This window comes from Moorella thermoacetica, from assembly GCF_001267405.1.
GTDB lineage: Bacteria > Bacillota > DSM-521 > Neomoorellales > Neomoorellaceae > Neomoorella > Neomoorella thermoacetica.
This window is the reverse complement of sequence record NZ_CP012369.1, coordinates 1,481,701-1,503,444: the sequence shown is the minus strand read 5'-3', so window position 1 is coordinate 1,503,444 and position 21,744 is coordinate 1,481,701. Positions and strand designations below refer to the sequence as shown.

At 57.3% G+C, this 21,744-nt stretch carries 28 protein-coding genes, 1 pseudogene and 1 riboswitch; all 29 genes and pseudogenes read left to right on the top strand.

The genetic code is table 11. The annotated features are described in order from the left end of the window. Positions 1-58: 58 nt before the first annotated feature. Entirely contained in the window at positions 59-307 is a 249-nt protein-coding gene (locus MOTHE_RS13895) for a hypothetical protein (RefSeq protein WP_011393076.1), read from the top strand. A gap of 87 nt (positions 308-394) precedes the next feature. Beyond that, positions 395-556, top strand: a complete 162-nt coding sequence (locus MOTHE_RS13575) for a hypothetical protein (RefSeq protein WP_165442562.1) — start codon at positions 395-397, stop codon at positions 554-556. Positions 557-726: 170 nt separating this feature from the next. After that, positions 727-1,062 carry a DUF3854 domain-containing protein gene (locus MOTHE_RS07585; protein ID WP_235551409.1) on the top strand — a complete coding sequence of 112 codons (336 nt, stop codon included), beginning with the start codon at positions 727-729 and terminating at the stop codon, positions 1,060-1,062. 154 nt (positions 1,063-1,216) lie between these two features. Then, the gene (locus MOTHE_RS14285; protein ID WP_373878627.1) at positions 1,217-1,402 is read left to right on the top strand and encodes a HEPN domain-containing protein; all 186 of its coding nucleotides are present in this window, start codon (positions 1,217-1,219) and stop codon (positions 1,400-1,402) included. Further along, positions 1,398-1,466, top strand: a pseudogene (locus MOTHE_RS14280) (nucleotidyltransferase domain-containing protein); the annotation flags it as partial. The gene MOTHE_RS14285 and the pseudogene MOTHE_RS14280, both read left to right, overlap by 5 nt. Before the next feature lie 33 nt (positions 1,467-1,499). Next, positions 1,500-1,670: a hypothetical protein gene (locus MOTHE_RS13890; RefSeq protein ID WP_235551358.1), complete on the top strand. Its 171-nt coding sequence runs from the start codon at positions 1,500-1,502 to the stop codon at positions 1,668-1,670. Between the two features lie 92 nt (positions 1,671-1,762). Then, positions 1,763-2,098 carry a nucleotidyltransferase domain-containing protein gene (locus MOTHE_RS07580; protein WP_011393074.1) on the top strand — a complete coding sequence of 112 codons (336 nt, stop codon included), beginning with the start codon at positions 1,763-1,765 and terminating at the stop codon, positions 2,096-2,098. Next, a complete protein-coding gene (locus MOTHE_RS07575; RefSeq protein ID WP_011393073.1) occupies positions 2,095-2,481 on the top strand; it encodes a HEPN domain-containing protein in 387 nt (128 codons plus the stop codon). Before MOTHE_RS07580 ends, MOTHE_RS07575 begins: the two co-directional genes overlap by 4 nt. Before the next feature lie 48 nt (positions 2,482-2,529). Further along, on the top strand, positions 2,530-2,859 hold the full coding sequence (locus MOTHE_RS07570) for a hypothetical protein (protein ID WP_080997186.1): 330 nt from the start codon (positions 2,530-2,532) through the stop codon (positions 2,857-2,859). A gap of 168 nt (positions 2,860-3,027) precedes the next feature. Next, positions 3,028-3,231, top strand: coding sequence for a hypothetical protein (locus MOTHE_RS13475; protein ID WP_162490062.1), 204 nt, complete (start codon positions 3,028-3,030; stop codon positions 3,229-3,231). Continuing rightward, entirely contained in the window at positions 3,209-4,849 is a 1,641-nt protein-coding gene (locus MOTHE_RS07560; protein WP_011393070.1) for a recombinase family protein, read from the top strand. The genes MOTHE_RS13475 and MOTHE_RS07560 overlap by 23 nt, the downstream gene beginning before the upstream one ends. A gap of 68 nt (positions 4,850-4,917) precedes the next feature. Then, the gene (locus tag MOTHE_RS07555; RefSeq protein WP_011393069.1) at positions 4,918-5,691 is read left to right on the top strand and encodes an endonuclease III domain-containing protein; all 774 of its coding nucleotides are present in this window, start codon (positions 4,918-4,920) and stop codon (positions 5,689-5,691) included. Between the two features lie 75 nt (positions 5,692-5,766). After that, positions 5,767-6,288, top strand: coding sequence for a YqeG family HAD IIIA-type phosphatase (locus MOTHE_RS07550; protein ID WP_011393068.1), 522 nt, complete (start codon positions 5,767-5,769; stop codon positions 6,286-6,288). A 119-nt stretch (positions 6,289-6,407) separates the two neighbouring features. Next, positions 6,408-7,295 (top strand): shikimate dehydrogenase, encoded by an 888-nt coding sequence (locus tag MOTHE_RS07545; protein WP_011393067.1) that lies wholly within the window; start codon positions 6,408-6,410, stop codon positions 7,293-7,295. A 24-nt stretch (positions 7,296-7,319) separates the two neighbouring features. After that, complete coding sequence (gene aroC, locus MOTHE_RS07540) at positions 7,320-8,471, top strand: chorismate synthase (protein WP_053094862.1); 1,152 nt, start codon at positions 7,320-7,322, stop codon at positions 8,469-8,471. Positions 8,472-8,523: 52 nt separating this feature from the next. Further along, a complete protein-coding gene (locus tag MOTHE_RS07535) occupies positions 8,524-9,045 on the top strand; it encodes a shikimate kinase (RefSeq protein ID WP_011393065.1) in 522 nt (173 codons plus the stop codon). Continuing rightward, positions 9,024-10,118 carry a 3-dehydroquinate synthase gene (aroB, locus tag MOTHE_RS07530; protein WP_011393064.1) on the top strand — a complete coding sequence of 365 codons (1,095 nt, stop codon included), beginning with the start codon at positions 9,024-9,026 and terminating at the stop codon, positions 10,116-10,118. Before MOTHE_RS07535 ends, aroB begins: the two co-directional genes overlap by 22 nt. A 5-nt stretch (positions 10,119-10,123) precedes the next feature. Continuing rightward, positions 10,124-11,785 carry a GspE/PulE family protein gene (locus MOTHE_RS07525; protein ID WP_011393063.1) on the top strand — a complete coding sequence of 554 codons (1,662 nt, stop codon included), beginning with the start codon at positions 10,124-10,126 and terminating at the stop codon, positions 11,783-11,785. Between the two features lie 13 nt (positions 11,786-11,798). Continuing rightward, a complete protein-coding gene (locus MOTHE_RS07520) occupies positions 11,799-12,818 on the top strand; it encodes a type IV pilus twitching motility protein PilT (protein WP_011393062.1) in 1,020 nt (339 codons plus the stop codon). Between the two features lie 51 nt (positions 12,819-12,869). Continuing rightward, a riboswitch (cyclic di-GMP riboswitch) is annotated at positions 12,870-12,953 on the top strand. 60 nt (positions 12,954-13,013) lie between these two features. Continuing rightward, positions 13,014-14,222, top strand: a complete 1,209-nt coding sequence (locus MOTHE_RS07515) for a type II secretion system F family protein (RefSeq protein WP_011393061.1) — start codon at positions 13,014-13,016, stop codon at positions 14,220-14,222. Between the two features lie 244 nt (positions 14,223-14,466). Further along, positions 14,467-14,982 carry a prepilin-type N-terminal cleavage/methylation domain-containing protein gene (locus tag MOTHE_RS07510; protein WP_011393060.1) on the top strand — a complete coding sequence of 172 codons (516 nt, stop codon included), beginning with the start codon at positions 14,467-14,469 and terminating at the stop codon, positions 14,980-14,982. Between the two features lie 168 nt (positions 14,983-15,150). After that, complete coding sequence (locus MOTHE_RS07505; protein ID WP_011393059.1) at positions 15,151-15,894, top strand: prepilin peptidase; 744 nt, start codon at positions 15,151-15,153, stop codon at positions 15,892-15,894. A 31-nt stretch (positions 15,895-15,925) separates the two neighbouring features. Further along, positions 15,926-16,447 carry a type II secretion system protein gene (locus MOTHE_RS07500; protein WP_071522541.1) on the top strand — a complete coding sequence of 174 codons (522 nt, stop codon included), beginning with the start codon at positions 15,926-15,928 and terminating at the stop codon, positions 16,445-16,447. Next, the gene (locus MOTHE_RS07495) at positions 16,444-16,842 is read left to right on the top strand and encodes a prepilin-type N-terminal cleavage/methylation domain-containing protein (RefSeq protein WP_011393057.1); all 399 of its coding nucleotides are present in this window, start codon (positions 16,444-16,446) and stop codon (positions 16,840-16,842) included. The genes MOTHE_RS07500 and MOTHE_RS07495 overlap by 4 nt, the downstream gene beginning before the upstream one ends. Then, positions 16,833-17,339 carry a ComGF family competence protein gene (locus MOTHE_RS07490; protein WP_162490061.1) on the top strand — a complete coding sequence of 169 codons (507 nt, stop codon included), beginning with the start codon at positions 16,833-16,835 and terminating at the stop codon, positions 17,337-17,339. The genes MOTHE_RS07495 and MOTHE_RS07490 overlap by 10 nt, the downstream gene beginning before the upstream one ends. A gap of 196 nt (positions 17,340-17,535) precedes the next feature. Further along, entirely contained in the window at positions 17,536-18,780 is a 1,245-nt protein-coding gene (locus tag MOTHE_RS07485) for a hypothetical protein (RefSeq protein ID WP_011393055.1), read from the top strand. 78 nt (positions 18,781-18,858) lie between these two features. Then, positions 18,859-19,761 (top strand): type IV pilus biogenesis protein PilM, encoded by a 903-nt coding sequence (pilM, locus tag MOTHE_RS07480; protein ID WP_011393054.1) that lies wholly within the window; start codon positions 18,859-18,861, stop codon positions 19,759-19,761. After that, a complete protein-coding gene (locus MOTHE_RS07475; RefSeq protein WP_011393053.1) occupies positions 19,758-20,390 on the top strand; it encodes a PilN domain-containing protein in 633 nt (210 codons plus the stop codon). Before pilM ends, MOTHE_RS07475 begins: the two co-directional genes overlap by 4 nt. Beyond that, the gene (locus MOTHE_RS07470; protein WP_011393052.1) at positions 20,387-21,706 is read left to right on the top strand and encodes an NPCBM/NEW2 domain-containing protein; all 1,320 of its coding nucleotides are present in this window, start codon (positions 20,387-20,389) and stop codon (positions 21,704-21,706) included. The genes MOTHE_RS07475 and MOTHE_RS07470 overlap by 4 nt, the downstream gene beginning before the upstream one ends. The last annotated feature ends 38 nt before the right edge of the window (positions 21,707-21,744 follow it).

Below are 21,744 nucleotides of genomic sequence, written 5' to 3'. Positions count from 1 at the left end.
GCCGGTTTAGTAAGCTGGAAGCGGCGGGGGTTAAACCAGACGAACATATATTACCTGCATGATCCCTTTCAAGCATGGCGGCCAGCACCGGGACCAGGAGATAGTTGCGGAAACGGTGGCCTGCGTTTTATGCGAGCTCTACGGGGCGCAAGGATACCTCTGGCACGGGTGGGAGTACATCAAGCATTACGCCGGCCAGGAGCCAAGGATGGCCCTGAAGGCGATTATGGCGGTCCTGGGGGAAGTGGAGGAAGTGTTAAGTCGCATCTTCGAGGCAGCCGGCATGACGGCGGATAGGGCGGCATAAGGAATAGCGAGCCGGATTATAGCCCTGCCTCCCGGGTAAACAGCCTGCCGCCCGGGAGGCAGGGCACAAAAAAGGAGGCAGCAACTAATGCCACAGTACGAAGTCAAGGCGCCGAGCGGGAGAAAACTGGTTGTGGAAGCCAAGGATTCCAGCCAGGCGAAACGCCTCGCCTGCAAGAAGTGGGGCATCAAGCCGTCAGACTATTGGTGCGGCGTTACCTCCCTTAAAGCCAGAAGGGTTGACAGATAAAGCCGTAAGCAAAGGAGGAGAAGAGAAATGGGAGCGGCCAGGGTAGAGCTAGAGTATGAGGGTTTTAGAAAAGCTTCACGGCGCGAGCCCTGCCCTGTTTGCGGCAAAACGGACTGGTGCGGGTTTAACAGCCGTTCCTTGTCAGGGATTACCCTGCCCGGTTGCAGCTGGTGCAGGTGGGCCAACTGGCCGTTGCTGAGGGTAATGTGTTTAAAGGCTCCCTCGCTCACCCTCATGCAGCTGCAGAGGTAGTCGGCGCCCAGGGCGCCACCTCCTGGAAACCGGTGGTCCCGGTGGTGATGGAACTGGGGGCAAAAGAAGTAGTTATCGCCTACGACAGGGACAAGGAAACAAATAAAGAAGTGGCCAGGGGTAAAAGAATGCTGGTGGCAGAATTAAAGAAATTGGGCATAACGGTACGGGATACGATATGGAGAGCCAAGTCGAAAGAAGAAAAAGGGATAGATGACGCCCTGGTGGCCGGATTAGATATAAGGGTCATTTGATTGCTTTTTCTGACACTATATGGTACTATGTATTTGAAAGGTGGAAAAAGCTGTATGTGCCCGGAGGCAGGAGAATGGCTTAAAGAGGCCGAATACGACCTGGAAACTGCCGAAGCTATGCACAAAAGCCGGCAGGTATGGCTATACTGTATTCATGTGCCATCTAGCAATAGAAAAAGGACTTAAAGCAGTTATAGCGGAGCGTACAGGAACCATCCCACCTAAAATTCACGACCTTATCAGGCTAGCCAAATTAGCCCAGGTTAACCTGGGCGATGATAAAAAAGAATTCATTCCAATCTTGAACACTCCTCCGGGCGGTAACCTCGCAAGGCATTAAAGTAGACAGAGCTTTCCTTTATGGGTCTCATGCAAGGGGTGAGGCCAACGAGAACAGCGACATAGACCTTATAGTAATCTCCAGTGATTTTTCTAAAATGCCGGCCTGGCGCAGGTGTGAGGTCCTTGGTAAAGCTGTTGCCCGCATTATGGAGCCGGTAGAACCTTTAGCCTATACACCCGAAGAAGTAGAAGGTTTAATGAAACGGGAAGGAAACTTTATCCGCCATATCTTGACCCAACCGGAAACAATAGAGTACCAGTTGTAACCGGGGTAAGTGAATTCTCCCTCCATTGAAGGGGAGGGAAGATTCACGATGGTAAAAGCTGTATGCCTATGGTGCAAAAGAGGATGGTGACCATGAGGAAGATTATATCCAGCAGGATAGATAAGGCTATCAAAGAGTTTTGCGAGCTCTTGAAGCAACAGTTGGGTGGAAAACTTCTAGCAACTCGCCTGTTTGGTTCGGTAGCCCGGGGTACTGCTACACCTGAGTCGGATATTGATATTCTTGTCGTTGTAAAAAACGAGGATAAGCTTACCAGGGAAATAGTAATCGAAGCAGCAGTAGATATAAATTTAAAGTATGACGTTGTAATCTCACCAATAATCATGTCAGCGGCGCGTTATTCAGGTCCACTATTCCAGGAGACTTTTTTTTATAAGTCCATCCAGGAAGAGGGGATACCTCTGTGAGTATAGATTTATGCCGGTGGCGGCTGGAAAAAGCCGAGAGGACCTTCAAAGAAGGAGAACAGCTATTAGATGTGGGATTTTACAATGGTGCTATTAACCGCTTTTATTATGCAGCATTTCATGCTGTGAGGGCATTACTGGCCCTTAAAAAGCTAGATTCAGCCAAACATAGCGGCGTTATTTCATTGTTTAACCGTGAATATGTGAAAACTGGAGTAATAAGTAAAGAAGCGAGTAAAACCCTGTCTACGATTTTTGCCATGCGTTCCGAGGCTGATTATGACGACTTTAAGAGTTTCAGCCTTCAAGAAGCTGCGGATGCGAGAAAAGCTGTCCGGTCTTTAATCGACGAGGTGTCCGCATATTTGGCGGGTATATCTTAAAACCCATATTCCGCACCCTGTGAGGAACCCAAAAATAATTTTTATAGGGTGCGCGATTACCGGTTAATCGTGGTCCACTCCACAACCCTGGATAAGCGCAAAGAGAATAGTCTCTTGAAAAAGTGGGCCAAGCAAAGAGAAGTTCTGGAAAAGGCCGCCAAAGATCTTTCCCGCCGTCCCTTCGCCTGTGAGGCCGACGCCAAAAAAGCCCTAGAACTCTTCTACCAAGAATACCGCCACCAACCTTTCATCCTAAAGGGCACAGTTGATGAAGAAATAGTGAGCAACTACTATCAGGGGCCGGAGGTGATTAGAGCCCTTGAACTTGCTGGCTTCAGTAAGGAAATATATCTTTTTCCACCTCGCGGTGGCAGGTAGAAGTATTTTTTAGTGCCCCAAGAAAACGTTGGTAATTATATCCAAAAGTGCGGAATGTGGGATAAAAAACCGGGTTATACCCGGTTTTTTGTTTTTCAGGACATGCCGGGCGAACAAGCAGTCGCGCATATTTTCATAAGGAAAGGAATAGGGAAAGGGGGAGAGCTTATGCAAATGGGGCGGCCTGTACCCAGGATAAGGGTTATTCCTGTGGGAAATGTTTCCGATCACAAAAGGGCCTACGCCCGGGTAGTTGATATTATACGCCAGGCCTGCCCTGACAGGCAGGAAAACCCGCAAGAGATGTTGAAGGAAATAAACATGAATCCTGCTACGGGGAAGAAGAAAGATGAAAGCCGTGATATATGCTAGGGTAAGCACCCAGGACCAGGCTCTCGGTTTTTCCCTGGCCACCCAGAAAGAACTCTGCGAGAAGAAGGCCAGGGCTTTAGGGGCTTTAGAAGTCGAAGTTGTTGAAGACGCTTACACCGGGACGGAATTGAACCGCCCTAGCCTGGATTATGTGAGGCAGCTCGTAGCTGCCGGGAAAGTGGACCTTGTAGTTGTATATGACCCCGACAGGCTTTCCCGCAACCTTACAGATTTGCTCATCCTTTGCCGGGAATTTGATAAGGCAGGAGTAAGGCTGGAGTTTGTTAATTTTGACTGGCAAAAGACGCCCCAGGGGATGCTCTTCTTGCAGATGCGGGGGGCCTTTGCCGAATTCGAGCATGCGCTCATCAAGGAGCGTACCCAGAGGGGCAAGGCCAAAAAAGCGGCCAGCGGCAAGATCCGCTGCTACGCCAAGCCTTTTGGTTACGACTGGGACGCCGAGAGGGATACCCTGGTAATTAATCCCCAGGAAGCCGCAATCGTCAAGCAGATGTTTGAGTGGCTAACGGATCCCCTGGAACCCTTAACTCCCTGGCAGATTACCCAGAAGCTGGGCCAGGTGTATCCCCAGGGTCCCAGGGGCAAGGGGTGGGTCCACTCTTCGGTGGTACGGATGCTGAAAAATCCCGTATATACAGGCCGGTTGAGGCGCAAGGATGAGCAGCCTGATTGGAAACCGGTCCTTGTGCCGGCCATAATTGACCAGGAAACCTTTATGAGAGCCCAGGAGATGCTTGCCAGGTCCAAGCGTTTCAACCCTAAGACTACCAGGAGAAGATTCCTGTTGCAGCGGTTGCTGGTATGCGGGGAGTGCGGGCGGAGGCTTACAGTCGTCACCCATAACAATCCCCAGAGGGCGAAGTATAGCTATTATACCTGTCCCGGGCGTTACCCTACCAAGTTTGACGACCAGGGCCGGGTAGGCAGATGCGGGCTCCCACCCTGGCGGACGGAAGAAATAGATAAGACAGTATGGGATACTATAGCTTCCATAATTAAGAACCCGGAGCTTTTCTACCAGTATATTACCAGCGAAAAGCTTGAAACAGCCAGCATTCCCCGGAGGCGCCTGGAGGAAGCGCGGAAGAGGCTAGAGCAGGTGCAACGGGTGATCGAGCGGATTGACCGGGCCTATTTTATCCTGGAGGCGTTGCCCGAAGAAGACTACAAGCGTTACCGGGCGGAACAAGAAGGAGAGCTAGTAAGAATAGAAGAAGATATCAAGAGGCTTGAAGCCGTAATTAACGCCCAGGAACAAGTGCAAAAAGGCGTAGAATTCCTGCGCCAGTACGCTGAAAACCTGGCAAGGTCGGTGGATGAACTAAACTTTTTTCAAAAGCAGAATATCACCCGCGAGCTAGTGCAGAGGGTAAAAATATATGCTGACGGCAGCCTGGAGATAGAAGGGTACTTTAACATCCCCTTTACCGGGCCGGGTAAAAATGTTTCGGATCATTGCGAAGAACCTACAACATTAACCACACAGAAAAACTTAAAAGAACCACTTTCAAGTAGTGTTTTAACTTGCACACATCGAAAAAAAGGCCATCCAAAAGTTACTGAAGGAATTATCCATCTGACGATTTTAGCTGTATAATAGCCTGGGGATAAAAGCTCCTTGTTTTACGAAGGTTAGACCCACTAGAAGGGAAGGGTGCACAGGGTTTGCAGCAGGAAAAAAAGGCCGCCGGTGGCCCTGGCGGCCCGCAAACGGCCGGGCCGGACGTACCAGGAGGGACGACAGCCCGGCTGATGGAGATATTTAACCGCCTCTACCGGTATTTTGGTCCCCGGCACTGGTGGCCGGCCGAGACGCCCTTCGAGGTTATTGTCGGGGCCATCCTCACCCAGAATGTAGCCTGGAAAAATGTAGAAAAGGCCATTGCCAACCTCAAGGCCGCCGGGCTCCTTTCCCCTGAGGCCATGGCCAGGGCCACAATAGAAGAGCTGGAACCTCATATCCGGCCGACCGGTTACTACCGGGTGAAGGCGAAAAAGCTCAAGGCCTTTATGAATTACCTCCAGGAACGGTACAACGGCTCCCTGGAGGCCATGTTTGCCCGGCCCTTGGAAGAATTACGGCCCGAGGTCCTGGGCGTTTTTGGTATTGGCCCGGAAACGGCCGATGCCATCCTTTGCTATGCCGGTAACTATCCGATCATGGTCATGGACGCCTACACCCGCCGGGTCTTTTCCCGCCTGGGATTCTTCGGGGCCAGGGCTTCCTACCAGGATATGCAGGACTTCTTTATGGTCCACCTGCCCCGGGATAACCGTCTTTACAATGAGTACCACGCCCTGATTGACGGTCTGGCCAACCGTATCTGCCTGAAAAAAGCGCCTGCCTGCTTAAGCTGCCCTCTGGCCGGGCTCTGCCCCCGCATTGGCCTTGAGGAGACGGGGAAAAGTAAGTCTGAAGACTCTCCGGGTACGGGATGATTTTTACCCGGCAGGCGCAGGTGACCTGCTTTTTATGGTATAATAACCTTTAAGTTCCTGTAATTGGGGTGAACAATGATCAGACTTCTCCAACCGGATCTCTATGTGCGTTCCCTGTGCGATATACCCCTGGCCCATTTAAAAGCCAGGGGCATCCGGGGCTTGATTATTGACCTGGATAATACAGTCACTGAATGGGGCCGGGCCACCCTGGACCGGGGAGTACGCCGCTGGTTTGCGGATTTAAAGGAGGAGGGCATCAGGGCCTGCCTGGTCTCAAATAATCGCAGTGGCCGGGTGAAGAAAGTGGCTGATGCCCTGGGGATACCAGGGATTTCCCGGGCGGGAAAGCCCCGGCGCCGGGCCTTTCGCCAGGCCATGGCCGTCATGGAGACAGAGGCCGGCAGTACCGCCGTCATTGGCGACCAGGTCTTTACCGATATCCTGGGGGGCAACCGCCTGGGCTTATATACGGTGCTGGTGATGCCCATCAACAGCCGCGAGTTTATCGGCACCAGAATGATGCGCCATGTGGAGAGGTTATTCACCCGGCACCTACCGGTTGCCGATTTAAGCGGCTACGATAAACGCCCGTAGGCATAACCGGGGGCACCATACCCCTGCGTGTGCCCCCACGGCAAAATAAGGACTTCCCCGGCCCGGGAGTAACAACCCGGGTGCGAGGCGAACTTCAATAAAGGATGGTAGGATGGCAGATGATACAGGTTAAAGCTTCCACCGGGCTGGTTGCCCTCCTGGGACACCCGGTGCAACACTCCCTTTCGCCTCTTATGCATAATGCCGCCTTTGCGGCCGGCGGCCAGAACCTGGTCTACCTGGCCTTTGATGTTAAACCGGGTGATTTAGCTGCCGCCCTGGCCGGATTAAAGGCCCTGGGTTTCCGCGGGGCCAACGTCACCGTACCCCATAAGGAAGCGATAATCCCCTACCTGGATGCAGTCGACCCGGTAGCAGCCAGGATCGGGGCCGTGAATACTATCGTCAATGAGGACCGGTGCCTGAAAGGCTACAACACCGACGGCAGCGGTTTTTTGCGTTCCCTGGAGGAGGCCGGTTTTGACCCGGCCGGGAAGAGGGCAGTAATCCTGGGTGCAGGTGGCGCCGCCAGGGCGGTGGCCTTCGCCCTGGCGACGGCCGGCTGTGGGAGCCTGGTCCTGGCCAACCGGACCCCGGAACGGGCCACGGAACTGGCCGGTGCCCTGGCAGGAGCCGGCCTGCCGGCGCCCGTAGTTTACCGGCTGGGAGATGCCGGGATGCGGTCCGAAGTGGAGGCCGCCGACCTGGTACTCAATACCACCAGCCTGGGTATGTGGCCCCGGGTCGAAGAAACGCCGCTGCCACCGGACTGGTTCCGGCCCGGACAATGGGTCTACGACCTGGTTTACAACCCCCTGGAAACCAAATTCCTGGCAGGTGCCCGGCGCCGGGGCTGCCGGGTGATCTCCGGCCTGGATATGCTCCTCTACCAGGGGGCCGCGGCCTTTACTCTCTGGACGGGCCGCGAAGCCCCGGTAGCAGTCATGGACAGGGTCCTCCGGGAGGCCATGGGGGCGAGTTCAGGCGGGCCTGCTGCCGGCCGGTGAAAGCTTGAGAAAGGATGGATACATATGCTGCGCTATCTGACTGCCGGGGAATCCCACGGCCGGGGCCTGAGCGTCATTGTCGAAGGGCTGCCGGCCGGGGTGCCCCTGACAGATGGAGACATAAATACCTGGCTGACCCGCCGCCAGGGGGGATATGGCCGCGGCGGCCGCATGGCCATTGAACGGGATCAGGCCGAGATCCTGGCCGGGGTGCGCGGTGGCCTGACCCTGGGCAGTCCTATAGCCCTCTTCATCGCCAACCGGGACTGGGAGAACTGGCAGGAGATCATGGCCCCGGGACCGGAAGCCAGGGCCGCCCGGGTAGTAACCCGACCGCGGCCGGGACATGCCGACCTGGCGGGAGGATTGAAATACCACCAGGCGGACCTGCGCAATATCCTGGAGCGGGCCAGCGCCCGGGAAACGGCGGCCAGGGTGGCCGCCGGGGCGGTGGCGGCAGTGCTGCTCAAAGAATTAGCCATTGAACTGGCCTTCCACGTCGTGCGGATCGGGCCCGTAGAGGTCCGGGAGCAGGTGGATTGGGAGGCCGCCTGCCGGGCCGTCGAGTCACCGGTCTACTGCGCTGACCCGGAAGCGGGCCGGGCCATGGTGGCGGCCATTGAAGAAGCACGACAGCAGGGAGATACCCTGGGAGGGGTAGTCGAGGTCCTGGCCCGGGGCGTTCCTGCCGGCCTGGGCAGTCATGTCCACTGGGACCGGCGCCTGGACGGCCGCCTGGCCCAGGCGCTCATGAGCATCCCGGCCATCAAAGGAGTTGAGATCGGCGCCGGCTTCAGGGTGGCTGCCCTGCCGGGGAGCCGGGCCCACGACGCCATTGCCTACCGCAAGGGGCAGGGCTTCTATCATCCTACCAACCGGGCCGGCGGCCTGGAAGGCGGCCTGACCAATGGCGAAACCCTCGTCCTGCGAGCAGCCATGAAACCCATTCCCACCCTAATGCACCCACTGCCCAGCGTCGATTTGGTCACCAAACAACCGGCGACAGCCAGCATCGAGCGTTCCGATGTCTGCGCCGTTCCGGCGGCGGCGGTGGTAGCCGCGGCAGCGGTGGCCTGGGTCCTGGCCGGGGCTATACTGGAACAATTCGGGGGCAACTATTTACCGGTCATCCAGGAACGCCTGGCTGCCTACCGGCAGTACCTGCAGGAAATTTGAGACTGAATTCAATTGAATTGACATTTCTTGCTAACAGAAGGGGTGAGGAAGGATGCCGGGGAACATCGTCCTGATCGGTTTTATGGGCAGCGGTAAGACGACCGTCGGCCGGCTCCTGGCCCGGGATCTGGGGTGGAGCTTCCTGGACACCGATACCATGGTTGAGGAACGCTTGGGCCTGCCCGTAAAAGAGATCTTTGCCCGGGAAGGGGAGGAGTTTTTCCGGGAAGTAGAAAAAGAAGCCGTCGCCCGGGTGGCGACCGCCCGGCAGGCAGTTATTGCCACCGGCGGGGGGGCGGTCCTTTGCGGGGTCAACGTCAAGTTGCTGCGGGAGGGCAACAAGGTCGTCTGGCTTCAGGTGCGGCCGGAGACGGCCCTCAAACGGGCCGGGCTGGACGACAGCCGTCCCCTACTCCAGGGGCGGGAACCACGGGACATCGCCGCCCTCCTCCGGCGCCGGGAGCCCTATTATGCCTTCGCTGATATCTATATCGATACCGACGGTAAGGAGGCGGCCGCCGTGGCGCGGGAAATAAAGGAGGCTTTAAAGGCGTGGCTGGAGAGCTTAACGTAGACCTGGGCGAGCGAACTTATAAAATCCACTGCGGCTCCGGATTGCTGCCGGTGGCAGGTTCCATCTTGCGTAATCTTAATCTGGCAGCCCCCTGCCTGGTGGTAAGCAATGCCACTGTGGCCGGGCTCTACTGGCCTGTGCTGGAATCCAGCCTGAAGGCCGGAGGCTTTAACCCCCACCTGGCCCTGGTACCCGATGGAGAAGAGGCCAAAACCCTTCAGGTGGCAGCTAGCCTCTACGACTCCGCCCTGGCCGCCGGGATCGAGCGCCAGGCCGCCGTCATCGCCCTGGGCGGCGGAGTGGTGGGCGATGTCTCCGGGTTTATAGCCGCCACCTGGCTGCGGGGGGTTCCTTTCATCCAGGTGCCCACCACCCTCCTGGCCCAGGTGGATTCCAGCGTCGGCGGCAAGGTGGCCGTCAACCACCCCGGCGGCAAAAACCTCATCGGCGCCTTTTACCAGCCGCTGGCCGTTATCGCCGATCTGGATACCCTGACCACCCTGCCGCCGCGGGAGATCCGGGCCGGCCTGGCTGAGGTCATCAAGTACGGGGTAATCGGCGACGCCAGCTTTTTTGCTTATTTAGAAGAGCACCTGGAGGGAGCCCTGGCCGGGGATAAGGAAGTCCTGGAAACCATCGTCCTGCGTAGCTGCGCCATGAAGGCGGCGGTGGTGGCCAGGGACGAGCGGGAAAGCGGCCTGCGGGCCGTCCTGAACTTCGGGCATACAGTCGGTCATGCCGTTGAGGCCGTTACCGGTTTTACCGCCTACCGCCACGGTGAGGCGGTGGCCATGGGTATGGTGGCCGCCGCCCGCCTGGCCGTCCGGCGGGGTATGTTTTCTATGGAAGAGACCGGGCGGCTGGTGCGCCTTTTAGCAAGGGCCGGCCTGCCGGTGACCCTGCCGGACCTCGATCCGGCAACCTTCCGGGCGGCCCTGGGCCACGACAAAAAGATCCGCCAGGGCCAGCTGCGGATGGTCCTGCCGGAAAGCCTGGGCCGGGTGCGTCTTGTCCCCGTCAGTATCGAGGAAATCGCGGCGGTGGTTGAAAACGGTGCGGCAGCGGAGGGGTGAGTCATATGGATAGTCGACGACGACTGGGGGACCTGTTGATCGAAGCCGGGATGCTTACCCCGGCCCAGCTGGAACAGGCCCTGCAGGAACAGAAACGCAGCGGGGAGCGCCTGGGTAAGGTTTTAATCCGCCTGGGATTTATCACCGAGGCCAGCATGCTGGAGGTCCTGGAGTTCCAGCTGGGGATCCCCAAGGTGGTCCTGGCTGACTACCACCTGGATCCGGAGGTGGTCCGCCTGGTGCCGGAAGGCCTGGCCCGGCGCTACCAGGCCATCCCCATCCGCCTGGACGGCAACCGCCTCCTGGTGGCCATGGCCGATCCCCTGAACCTCGTGGCCCTGGACGACCTGCGCCTGGTCACCGGCAAGGAGATTATGCCGGCTATAGCCGCCGAGAAGGAAATCGAGGCAGCTTTAAGCCGGTTCTGGCAACGGGAACCCGTTACGAGCATGAGCGAAGTAGCGGCAGCCGTCGCCGCCGCGGAATCTGGCGGGCGCGCCGGCGGCACGGAAGGCGCGCCGGCTGTGCGCCTGGTCAACAGTTTTATCCAGCAGGCCATCCAGACCCGGGCCAGCGACATCCATATAGAGCCCCAGGAGGGGGAGGTCCGGGTGCGCCTGCGGGTAGACGGCCTGCTGCGGGAGTTGACCCGCCTGCCCCTGGGGGTTTTAAGTAGCCTGATCTCCAGGATCAAGATCATGGCCGGCATGGACATCGCCGAAAAACGCTTGCCCCAGGACGGCCGTTTTCAGTTTACCCTGGGTAAACGCAGTGTCGACCTCAGGGTTTCCAGCCTGCCTACTGTTTACGGCGAAAAGATCGTCCTGCGCCTCCTGGACCAGGAGGCCATGCTCCTGCCCCTGGACGACCTGGGATTTTTGCCGGCCATAAAAGAACGCTTTGAGAGTCTCATCCACAGTTCCTACGGCATGCTCCTCATTACCGGTCCCACGGGCAGCGGTAAGACGACGACCCTTTATGCTACTCTTAACATTTTAAGCTCGCCGGAAAAAAATATCATTACCATTGAGGATCCGGTAGAATACCTGCTGCCCGGCATCAATCAGGTGCGGGTTAACCCCAAGGCCGGCCTGACCTTTGCTTCAGGGCTGCGTTCCATCCTGCGTCAGGACCCGGATATCATTATGGTCGGGGAGATTCGCGACCGGGAGACGGCCGATATCGCCGTCCGGGCGGCGACTACCGGTCACCTGGTCTTAACGACCCTGCACACCAATGACGCCGCCGGCGCCGTAACCCGCCTCCTGGATATGGGAGTGGAAGGCTACCTGGTCAATTCCTCCCTTATTGGCGTGGTGGCCCAGCGCCTGGTGCGCCGCATCTGTCCCCATTGCCGGGAGATGTACGAGCCGGAGCCGGGCTCTCCGGAAAGGGCCTGGTTGCCGGGCGCGGAACGGCTCTGGCGCGGCCGGGGTTGCGAAAACTGCCATTATACCGGTTACACCAACCGGACGGCCATCCAGGAGGTCCTGGTCATGAATGAAGAACTCCGGCGCCTGGTAGCCGCCAAGGCGCCGGCTACGGCCCTGAAGGAGGCAGCGGTGGCCGGCGGTATGGTTCCTTTGATTGACGACGGTTTGGAAAAAGCCCGCCAGGGGATCACTACGGTGAGCGAGGTCCTACGCGTTTCCCTGGGAGGTTTGTAATGGGAGGGTCAAGATGCTCGATATCGAAACAATCCTGGTAGCGGCTGCCGCCGCCGGTGCCTCCGACGTCCATATCTCTGTTGGGCTACCGCCGGTTTTCCGGGTGCACGGCGAACTCCAGGTCCAGCGCCAGTGGGACCCCCTGGATTTGGAGATGACAGCCCGCCTGGTACGGCCTATAGTGGGCGATAAGTGGGAGGTATTTCAGGAGCAAGGTGAAATCGATCTGGCTTACTCCCTGCCCGGTGTAAGCCGTTTCCGGGTCAATGTCTTTCACCAGCGGGGGAGCGTCGGGGCGGCCATCCGCCTTATCCCCAGGGAGATACCCAGCCTGGAGTCCCTGGGTTTACCGCCGGTGGTGGCCGAACTGGCGGGCAGACAGCACGGCCTGATCCTGGTGACGGGGCCGACGGGCAGCGGTAAATCCACCACCCTGGCGGCCATGGTGGATAAAATCAACCGGGAGCGGAGCTGTCACATCATCACCCTGGAAGACCCCATTGAGTACTTGCACCAGCACCGCCGCAGCATAGTCAACCAGCGGGAAGTGGGTTCTGATACCAGGTCCTTTGCCAGCGCCCTGCGGGCCGCCCTGCGTCAGGACCCCGACGTTATCCTGGTCGGGGAGATGCGCGACCTGGAAACCATCGCCACGGCCATTACGGCTGCCGAAACAGGTCACCTGGTCCTGGCGACTTTGCACACCAGCAGTGCCGTCCAGAGTGTGGATCGGATCATTGACGTTTTCCCGCCCCACCAGCAGGGGCAGGTACGGATCCAGCTTGCCGACACCCTGGAAGGGGTGATCACCCAGCAGCTTTTACCGCGGGCCGACAGGAAGGGCCGGGTGGCGGCTGTAGAAGTGTTGATAGCCACCCCGGCAGTGAAGAATCTCATCCGCGAGGGTAAAACCCATCAAATCGTTTCCACTATGCAGACCGGAGCCCGCTACGGGATGCAGACCATGGAGATGGCGCTGCGGCAACTGATCACCCGGGGAGTAATTTTTGAGGAAGGTTTAAATATTGGTTAAGGACACCGGCTAAAGGAGGATTCTGGCGGTTTGCGGCGAATAGAAAAATATCCTTGTTAAGGGCAAACCTGGTGAAAGCCAGGGGCGCAAAGCCACGGGCCTGCAGACGCAAGTCATGGCCGCCGGGCTGCCGGGGAAGAGTTTTGCCTTTCCCTGCTACCGGTGGCTATTTATTTATATGTTTGGAGGGGAAGCATGAACTTTGCCTACCGGGGAAGGGATGCCAGGGGGAATGCAGTTAGCGGGAATCTAGAAGCGGAAAACCAGGAAGTGGCCATCCAGGAACTGCGGCGGCAGGGGATCTTTATTACTTCCTTACGGCCGGTAGATGTCAAGCCTGCCCTGGACTGGCGGGGCCTCTTCCGCCGGCCGGTATCCCGCCGCGACCTGGCCCTCTTCTGTCGTCAACTGGCGACTATGCTGGGGGCCGGCCTGCCGATTATGTCCGCCCTGCGTGTTTTACAGCGGCAGGTAGAAAATCCTTCCCTGCGTGAAAGCATCGGTGTGCTCCTCCAGGACCTGGAGTCCGGAGAGGCCTTTTACCGGGCCCTGGGACGGCAGCCCCGGGTCTATCCCCCTATCGTTATCCATACCGTCGAGGCCGGTGAACTGGGAGGCGCCCTGGACGAGACCCTGGAGCGCCTGGCCGGGCACCTGGAAAGGGAGCATGAGGTGGAGGAAAAGGTCAAATCGGCCCTGACCTACCCGGCGGTGGTGAGCCTGGTAGCGGTGGGGGCGGTTATCTTCCTCCTCACCTACGTCCTGCCCTCCTTTCAGGTGATGTTAAACAGCCTGCAGGTTCCCCTGCCCTGGCCGACGCGGATGATCCTGGGGTTGAGTGAAGGACTGCGGCGCTGGTGGTTTGTCCTGGTACTTCTCCTGGCTGGCGCCGGTTACGGGTTTTACCGCTGGCGGCAGGGTCCGGACGGGCGGTATCAGGTCGACCACCTGCTTTTACGTTTGCCGATCTTCGGACCCGTACATCAGAAGACACTTTTAGCCCGCTTCAGCCGTACCCTGGGTACCCTCCTGCACAGCGGCGTGCCCGTTTTGCTGGCCCTGGAAGTAGTGCGGCGCACCGTGGGCAACGCCGTGGTGGCCAGAGCGGTGGAGCGGGCGGCCGAGAGCGTACGCGACGGGCAGAGCCTGGCGGCTCCCCTGGAAGCGAGCGGGATCTTCCCTCCCATGATGGTGGAAATGATTACGGTGGGCGAGGAAACGGGAGCCCTGGACGCTATGCTCGAGCGGGTGGCAGTCCTTTATGAGCTGGAGGTGGAGGCGGTCGTAAGCCGCCTGGCCTCACTGATAGAACCCGTCCTCATCGTCGGCCTCGGTGGCATAGTAGGGCTGATCGTGATTTCGGTCTTTCTGCCCTACTTTCAGATGCTGGGCGGCATAAAGTAGAGGGCGCCGGGGTATCTTTTTTCTCATTTTGACGATGGCTACTCTAGCAGCCTGCCCTCATGACAATGCCCTGGCCGGCGGTTCCATGTCGAGGAGTGCCAGGATAGCTCTGCATCCTGCGGCGTTTGAGAGCGGGGATAAAGATACGGGTAAGAGGGGGGTGATTTACTTGTAGGTTTCCCCGGCGAGCTGGCTGCAGGAGAGTAAAAAGCGCAGGCAAAAAATCAGGGAGGTTGATTGATTTATGTGGCAGAGACTGAAAAAGGCGCGGGACCAGCGAGGCTTCACCCTGGTCGAGCTGTTAGTTGTTATTGCCATCATCGGCATCCTGGCGGCAATTATCGCCCCCGTTGCCTTTAATTCCATCGATAAAAGCAAGGTGGCGGCCGCCGAGGCAGATTACCGGACGATTAAAGCTGCGGTATTGAACGCGTATACTGATACGGGAGTTTGGCCACCTTCATCAACAGCTCAGGGCCGAGATCCTGGCCTTGTAGACAAAAATAATTGGAGTGGTGCCCCGGATACTTGGAACGGACCCTACCTTGATCGCTGGCCGACCAAGAACCCGTGGGGCGGAAGTTATACTTATATAAACGACACAAATCAAAAATCCAGGTACTTGCAACTTGATAAAGTACCCGACACTGCTTTACAGAAGTTACAGGGTGATCTTGGTAATATAGTGACAGAGGAAAATGGAACAATAACCATTTTAATTTCCAAAGACGATACATCCCAAAGTAATAACTCCCAATAATGTTGATAATGGCGGTTTTTAAAATTGCTCCCGGTACTCACTCGTCCGGTACCGGGAGCAGGCCATCCGGCTGCTAAGGTTTACAGGAGCAAAGCAGGGCTAAATATTTATAAACGGGTGATAACAGGATAGCCAGGCAAATTCTACAGGAGTAATAAGGAAAAAGTCATGCTGGTATTTTTTTTCTTGGCGGGTCTTTTTATCGGCAGTTTCCTCAACGTGGTCGTATACCGCTTACCGCGCGGAGAAACGGTGGTCTGGGGCCGTTCGCACTGCCCGACCTGCGGGCGGGAGCTGGCCTGGTACGACCTTATTCCCGTATTGAGCTACCTGTTTCTGCGGGGCAGGTGCCGTTACTGCCACCTGCCGATTTCCCCTCGATACCCTATAGTTGAGCTTGTTACTGGCGTGGTGTTTACCACCCTTTTTTATAATTTCGGCCTCTCCTGGGTCCTGGTAAAATACCTTTTCCTGGGCGCCGTGCTGGTAGCCGCAAGCTTCATCGACCTGGAGCATTACTTAATCCCCGATAGCCTAGTGGTGACCGGAGCCTGCGGAGGTATTCTTTTTAGCCTGCTGGCGCGGGATGTGGGGTTCCGGGCTGCTTTAGGGGGATCTGTCGCAGCAGCAGGATTTTTGCTGCTCGTTGCCGTAATTAGTAATGGTGGCATGGGCGGCGGGGATGTGAAACTTGCAGGTATGGTAGGGCTTTTCCTCGGCTGGCCCCTGGCATCCCTGGCTCTCTTCCTTTCCCTGGTCACAGGCGGCCTGGCGGGCGTTTGCTTGCTGGTATCTGGCCTAAAAAAACGGGAGGACCCCCTTCCCTTCGCGCCCTTTATCGCCATAGGGGGGTTGCTGGCATTGTTTTTTGGCGAGAAAATGTTGCACTGGTATCTTGGCAGGTTTATGTAAAATCAGGCCAAGCGAAACGCAGGCTGTTAACATGAGGGTACTCGACATGGCAGGGGGAGCAGGGGCTGGCTCCAGGCGGCCGTTAAAGGGAAATGGCGGTTTTACCCTGGTAGAAATGGTAGCCGTCATGGCCATCACCGGCCTCCTGGCTACGGTGGTCCTGCCTATAGTGGCCAGGAGTCTTGCCTGGTGGCAGTTGCAGACGGCGGCCTGGCAAATTGTTAATGACATCCGTAACCTGCAGCAAATAGCAATGGGTGGCGAGGATCGCCACCGGATGCTCCTTTTTGATACCGGTAATAAGCTGTACCTCTTGAAAAAAGATACAACTATTATTCAGAAAACCCCCTTACCGGCTGGAATTACTATGGAATTACGTTTACAGCATACCGGTTCCATGCCGGGAACTGTTTACCCCAACGAAATATCCTTTACCATTGAGGGAGAACCGGTAAACAGCGGGGATATAGTCCTGAAGAACCGCTATGGCCGGGAGTATTATATAACCATTATGCCGGTTACCGGCCGGGTCAAGGCAGGGGGGACGACGTGAAGCTCTCCAGCTGGCTGAAGGATAAGCGCGGCCTGACCCTTATTGAAGTCCTGGTGGCCAGTGTCATCCTGGCGGCGGTGCTGGCCCCCATGCTGGGGATGTTCACCACCGCTGCGCGGAGCTACGTCCAGGGCGGCCGGGAAACGGTAGCTCTGAACCTGGCCCGGGCGCACCTGGAGACTTGCCTGGCGGCCGGATATAACGGCCTCGAGGAAATGCCTGGGGTGAACGGGTCCTGGCAGGAGGACCCCGGGAATAGCAATTACGAATATATAGTATTGGTGTCTGAGTACGACACCTCGCTGGAAGTGAAAAAGGTCGTGGTGCAGGAACGGCCCGTTAATGACCCGGCAGGGCAGGTGGAACTGGCGACCCTGGTTGCCAGGTGGCCATGAGGTGGCGGGCTGGTTTTACCCTGGTAGAAACGGTCCTGGCCGCCAGCCTGATGGTCCTGGTCCTGGGAGCCTCCTTGAGCATCATGGGGGCCGCCTTGAGGTGGTGGCAGCGAGGCTGGGACCGGATGGACGCCCAGCAGAACGCCCGTATCGCCCTCATGCATATGACAGGGGAGATCCAGGCCGCCAGCCAGGTGGTGTCCGGCTCCAACAGCCAGACCTTGATTATTGAGGATACCGGTGGCAACCAGTACAAATATGAACTGGCCGGTGACAACCTGCGCCGGGCCGTGAAGAATAAGGGTTTTCTGGATTTCAGTGGCTATAATCCCCTGGCTTACGGGGTACGCACCCTGGAGTTCACCTACGATCGAAACCCACCGGAGCAAAGCAAGATGGTTACCATCCACCTGGTTGTCCGGGATGGCCAGGGGCAGGATTTCGCCGTTACCACCACGGTAGCCCTCCGCCTCAAGGTGATGAACGGAGAGAGTTAGGTAGCCCCATAGCAGTAAATGGTAGATAAATGCGAAGTTCTGCCCTCCTACCCTACTTTCCTTGCCGGCGGTAATGGTACCTGGATAGGAGAAGCTAAACTAAAAGTCAGCTTGATGATAAGGTAACTGGCCTTAGCCGCAGGGAACAGGAGCAGCCCGGGGCTAATATCTACCCGGGGCATAGCGGGGAATAGTGATGCTTGGGTTTAAAGTAAACCGTATCGCTGATCTGGTAGTAGAAAAGAAAACGTCGCAGCCGCCCCGGATTTTGCGGTTCCTATGGTGCCGGCGGGGTAGTGCCCTGCCGGTGGTTTTGCTGGTAACCATAGTCCTTTCCCTCCTGGGAGCCGGGCTCCTCAACCTGGCCTTGAGTGAACACCAGGGGGCGGCCACCGATTTAAAAATCAACCAAGCTACTTACCTAGCAGAGGCCGGGATAAACCTGGCCCTGGCAAACTTACGCCGTGACCCCGGATGGCGAAAAGGACTGAACAATATTCAACTGACAAGTTGGGGGCGTATTAACCAGGTTACTGTCAGGGAAAAGCCTTTAAGTTTAAGTTTACAGGCTGACGCCGAGGTTGGAGGTATTCGCCGGTCAATCGTTGCCGATGTATCCCGCCCGTTAACCACTTATGCCCTGATGGCCGGTAATGGGCAGGGGAGTTTATGGGAGACACCACTGATGACAATAAAAGGCGATATCCTTTATTTAGGAAATCTGTATATTACACTGCAAACCCTGGACGGTAACGTAGCTGCTTCCGGTAATTTGTACAACGTCATTGGAACTATCAAAGGTAATGCCGTTGCCGGCCAAAACTTGATTAACTATGGGAGCATTAAAGGCAAAGCTTATTACGGTAATAGTTATTCAGGCAACCCGAGTGGTATGGGTAAGGAAATGGTTAACCTGGTCTTTCCCCGGGGGGTAAATGAACCTGATGCCTCCTACAAGAATGGCATCCAGCTAACAAAAGAGAAATATACCCTGGCTGAATTGCAGGATATTATCGATTCCGGACCAGGTGATATTAAAATTTTATATCGGGACGGCGACCTGGTAATTGATAAATCGGACCTTTCCACTTATCACGGGAAAGGTATTATAGCTGCTTCTGGGACGATCACCCTGAAAACAAATTTAGAGGCCGATCCTGGTAGTTCCTGGGCGCTGGTAAGCGGAGGAAATTTTTATGTCGGCGACCTATGGGGTTTATTAGGCAGTTTTAATATTCAAGGCATTATTATCAGCGGGGGATATTTTTCCACCCAGTTTATTTCTTACTTGAATATAACCGGGAGTATTGTCGCCCGGGGCGTTAATAGTTATTTGAGCCTGCTGGACATTACCTATGATCCTAGCTTTAATGCAGCTTTAAATAATCGATTGAATTTGGGTGGGTGGCAGGTCCTCTCCTGGAGAACTGTGGCTAATTAATAGCTTTGGGTCATTCAAAGGGGCGAACCCCGAACAAGGAAACAAGGAAAATGAGTCTTCCGGAGGCGTTGACTACCTGTGCTCGGGACATTATTTAAACGCCGCCACTATCTGGGCGTTGATCTCGGTGCCACGGCTATAAGGACCGCTGTTTACCGGGGCCGGGAGTTACTCACGGCCACTGTGCCGGCCCCGCCCGGCGGGCTGAATGATCCCCAGGCCCTGGTCGCGGCCCTGGCCGAAGCGGCCTCCCGGACGGGCTGGCACGGCCGTCAGGCCGTGACTGCCATTACTGGCGAGAGGGTGGTAGTTCGCTACCTCCGTCTGCCGCAGATGGCCCCGGCGGAGTTGAAAGCCGGGATGGCCTATGAACTGGAAAACTACCTGCCCACCGGTGCCCGGGATATGGTTGTCGACTGGACCATCCTGGATGACAGGTCCGGCCGGAACAATAACCAGATGCCCGTTCTCCTGGCGGCGGCGCCCCGGGAACAGGTGACCCAATTATATAATATCTTTCAGGGTGCCGGGCTGGACCTGGTAGCCATCGACCTGGTGCCTCTAGCCCTCTGCCGCGCCCTGGCGGCCACCATCAGCGGGGCGGTGACTCTGCTGGACATTGGCGATCGCTGGAGCCACCTGGTCCTGACCCGGTCAGGGCAACCCCTCTTCAGCCGGGTAATAGCCATGGGTGCCGGGGAACTGGCCCGTCCGGGGATTGCCGGTACCAGCCGCCTGTCCGAACTGACCCAGGAAGTCCGGCGTTCCCTGGAGTTTTACCGCTCCCAGTCGGGAGGAGAATTTAACCCCGAACGGCTGGTCCTCACCGGAGAAGGGGTGGGTGTGGAAGGGCTGCTTGATTTCTGCCAGGAGGAACTGGGAGTGCCGGTGATACCAGGCCGCCCGGGCCTGGCTGGGGGAGACGCGGAACCTGCCCTGGCCGTGGCCGTTGGTTTGGCCTTGAGGGAGATCAAACCATGAGCGTAGCCATTAACCTATTGCCGCCGGAATACCGTCCCCGGCAGCGCGAGCCTTTGTCCAGGGGCCTCCTGGTAGCTTTTATAGCGGGGGGAGTTGTCTTTTTACTCTACCTGGCCTTCCTGGGCCAGATGTTCCTTATTTCCAGGAGGGTGGCCATGATTGAGCAACAACTGGCCTTTTACCAATCTGGCGCCAGTCAAGCGCAGGCCAGTCAGAAGGCCATTAGCTACTGGCAGCAAAGGGAGAAAGCATTGCAGCGCCTGGTTACTGAAGAACGACGCTGGGAACCAATTTTAAAAACCATAGACGAAGCCCTGCCCGAAGAAGTATGGCTGACCGGCCTGGAGGAGGACGAGGGCAAAGGGTTGTTAACCCTCACCGGGGGCAGCACCTCCCTGGGGGCGGTAGGTGATTTTTTAAACAACCTCCAGGGAAGCAACCTCTGGCAGGCCGTGACCCTCCAGGAGGTTAAGGGCGACGGCAACAGCCTTAACTTTACCATCCAGGCCGTTTTTAAGGGAGCCCCGGGGAGCCGGGGGAACCAGGTTAAACCAGACACGGCCGGGGGTCCCCAAAGTAAAACCGATGGGGGCCAGGCAGGTTCCGGCAAGGCAGGCAACGTCCCATGAAGATTGGTAACTATGAGCTCAGCCGCCGGGAAGTGAGGTTGCTGGGTATAATGGCGGCAGTTTTACTTGCTTTTTTCTTTTATCACGTGGTCTGGGGAAAACAGCTTCCCGCCTACAGGGAGGTCAGGAGCCGCCTTCTGGCGGACCAGGCACGCCTGGCTGCCGCCCAGCAGGCAGCGGCTACGGCACCATCCCTGACAAAAAATGCCGAACAGGCCCGGGCCGCCTGGGAGGCTACCAGACAGCGACTGGGCTTTACCCTCCAGGGTACCTCAGCCTTTCTGGATGCTGCTCAACCCCGTGACCCGGCCCTCCGGATCCTGGTCTTCAAGCCCCTCCCGGTTGAAAAAAGAGATCCCTTTCAGGTATATCCCTATGAAGTCACCGTCAGCGGCCCTTATCCGGCGTTACAGGATTATATAAGCCAGCTAGAATCCCTGCCGGCCCTGACGGCCATCCACAATTTGAAGATCCTTGCACGCCAGGGAAACGCTGCAACAGTCGAAGCCAGCTTTATTATCGACCTCTACGACCTGGGCGAGACTGTACCGGTACCGGCTGCGGTGGCCCTTTTCCCCGGCGGCAGGGCCGACAGCTTTGCCCCACCGCCAGGGGTTGCCTCGCCGGTAGGGGGAGGGACGGTAACGGCCTCCCCCGGCCAGGGAGTCCAGGTAAACAGCAGCCAGGGCAGCCAGCAGGCACCAACAAAACCCGGTCCGGCAGGCAGCCCGCCACCGGCGTCTTCCCAACCTTCGGCCCGGACGTCACCTTCCGCAGCTCCGTCCCAGCCGGCTGAGGAGATTGGCGGGACGCCGGCCTATACCCTGCCCCGCCAGCAGGGGGGACGGCTGGTTCCGGGTCCGGCTTTTACGGACCCTCCGGCCGGCAACGGTGATGTCTGGCTGGACGAGCTGCGCGTGTTGCGGAACGTCGGTCCTTTCTTCGTCCTCTCCAGGCCGGCAGCCCTGGCGGGTATGAACCTGGGCCGCAGTATAGGCGTAAATTTAAGCAAAGGTCAAACTAAAGCCGAATTAAAGGTCGATCTCCGCGGCCGGTACACCCGTCTCCAGGGGTATACCGGCATCGACGATAGCTTTGCCAACAGCAGCGGCAAAGTTAAAGTAACCATTTTTGCCGATGGCCGCCAGATTTATCAGGGGGAAATCAAGCCGGGGGATTACCCCCGGTACCTGGAGTTACCCCTCTTTCTAGTCCGGCAACTGACCTTCAGCCTGGAATGGCAGGCTGGTGATACTGGTAGCTACGATCAATTACTGGCTACCCTGGCCAGCATTCATTTTTCTCGCCAGCCCTAGCAGGAATATTTTCCCGCCCCTTGAATTATACTAGGAAG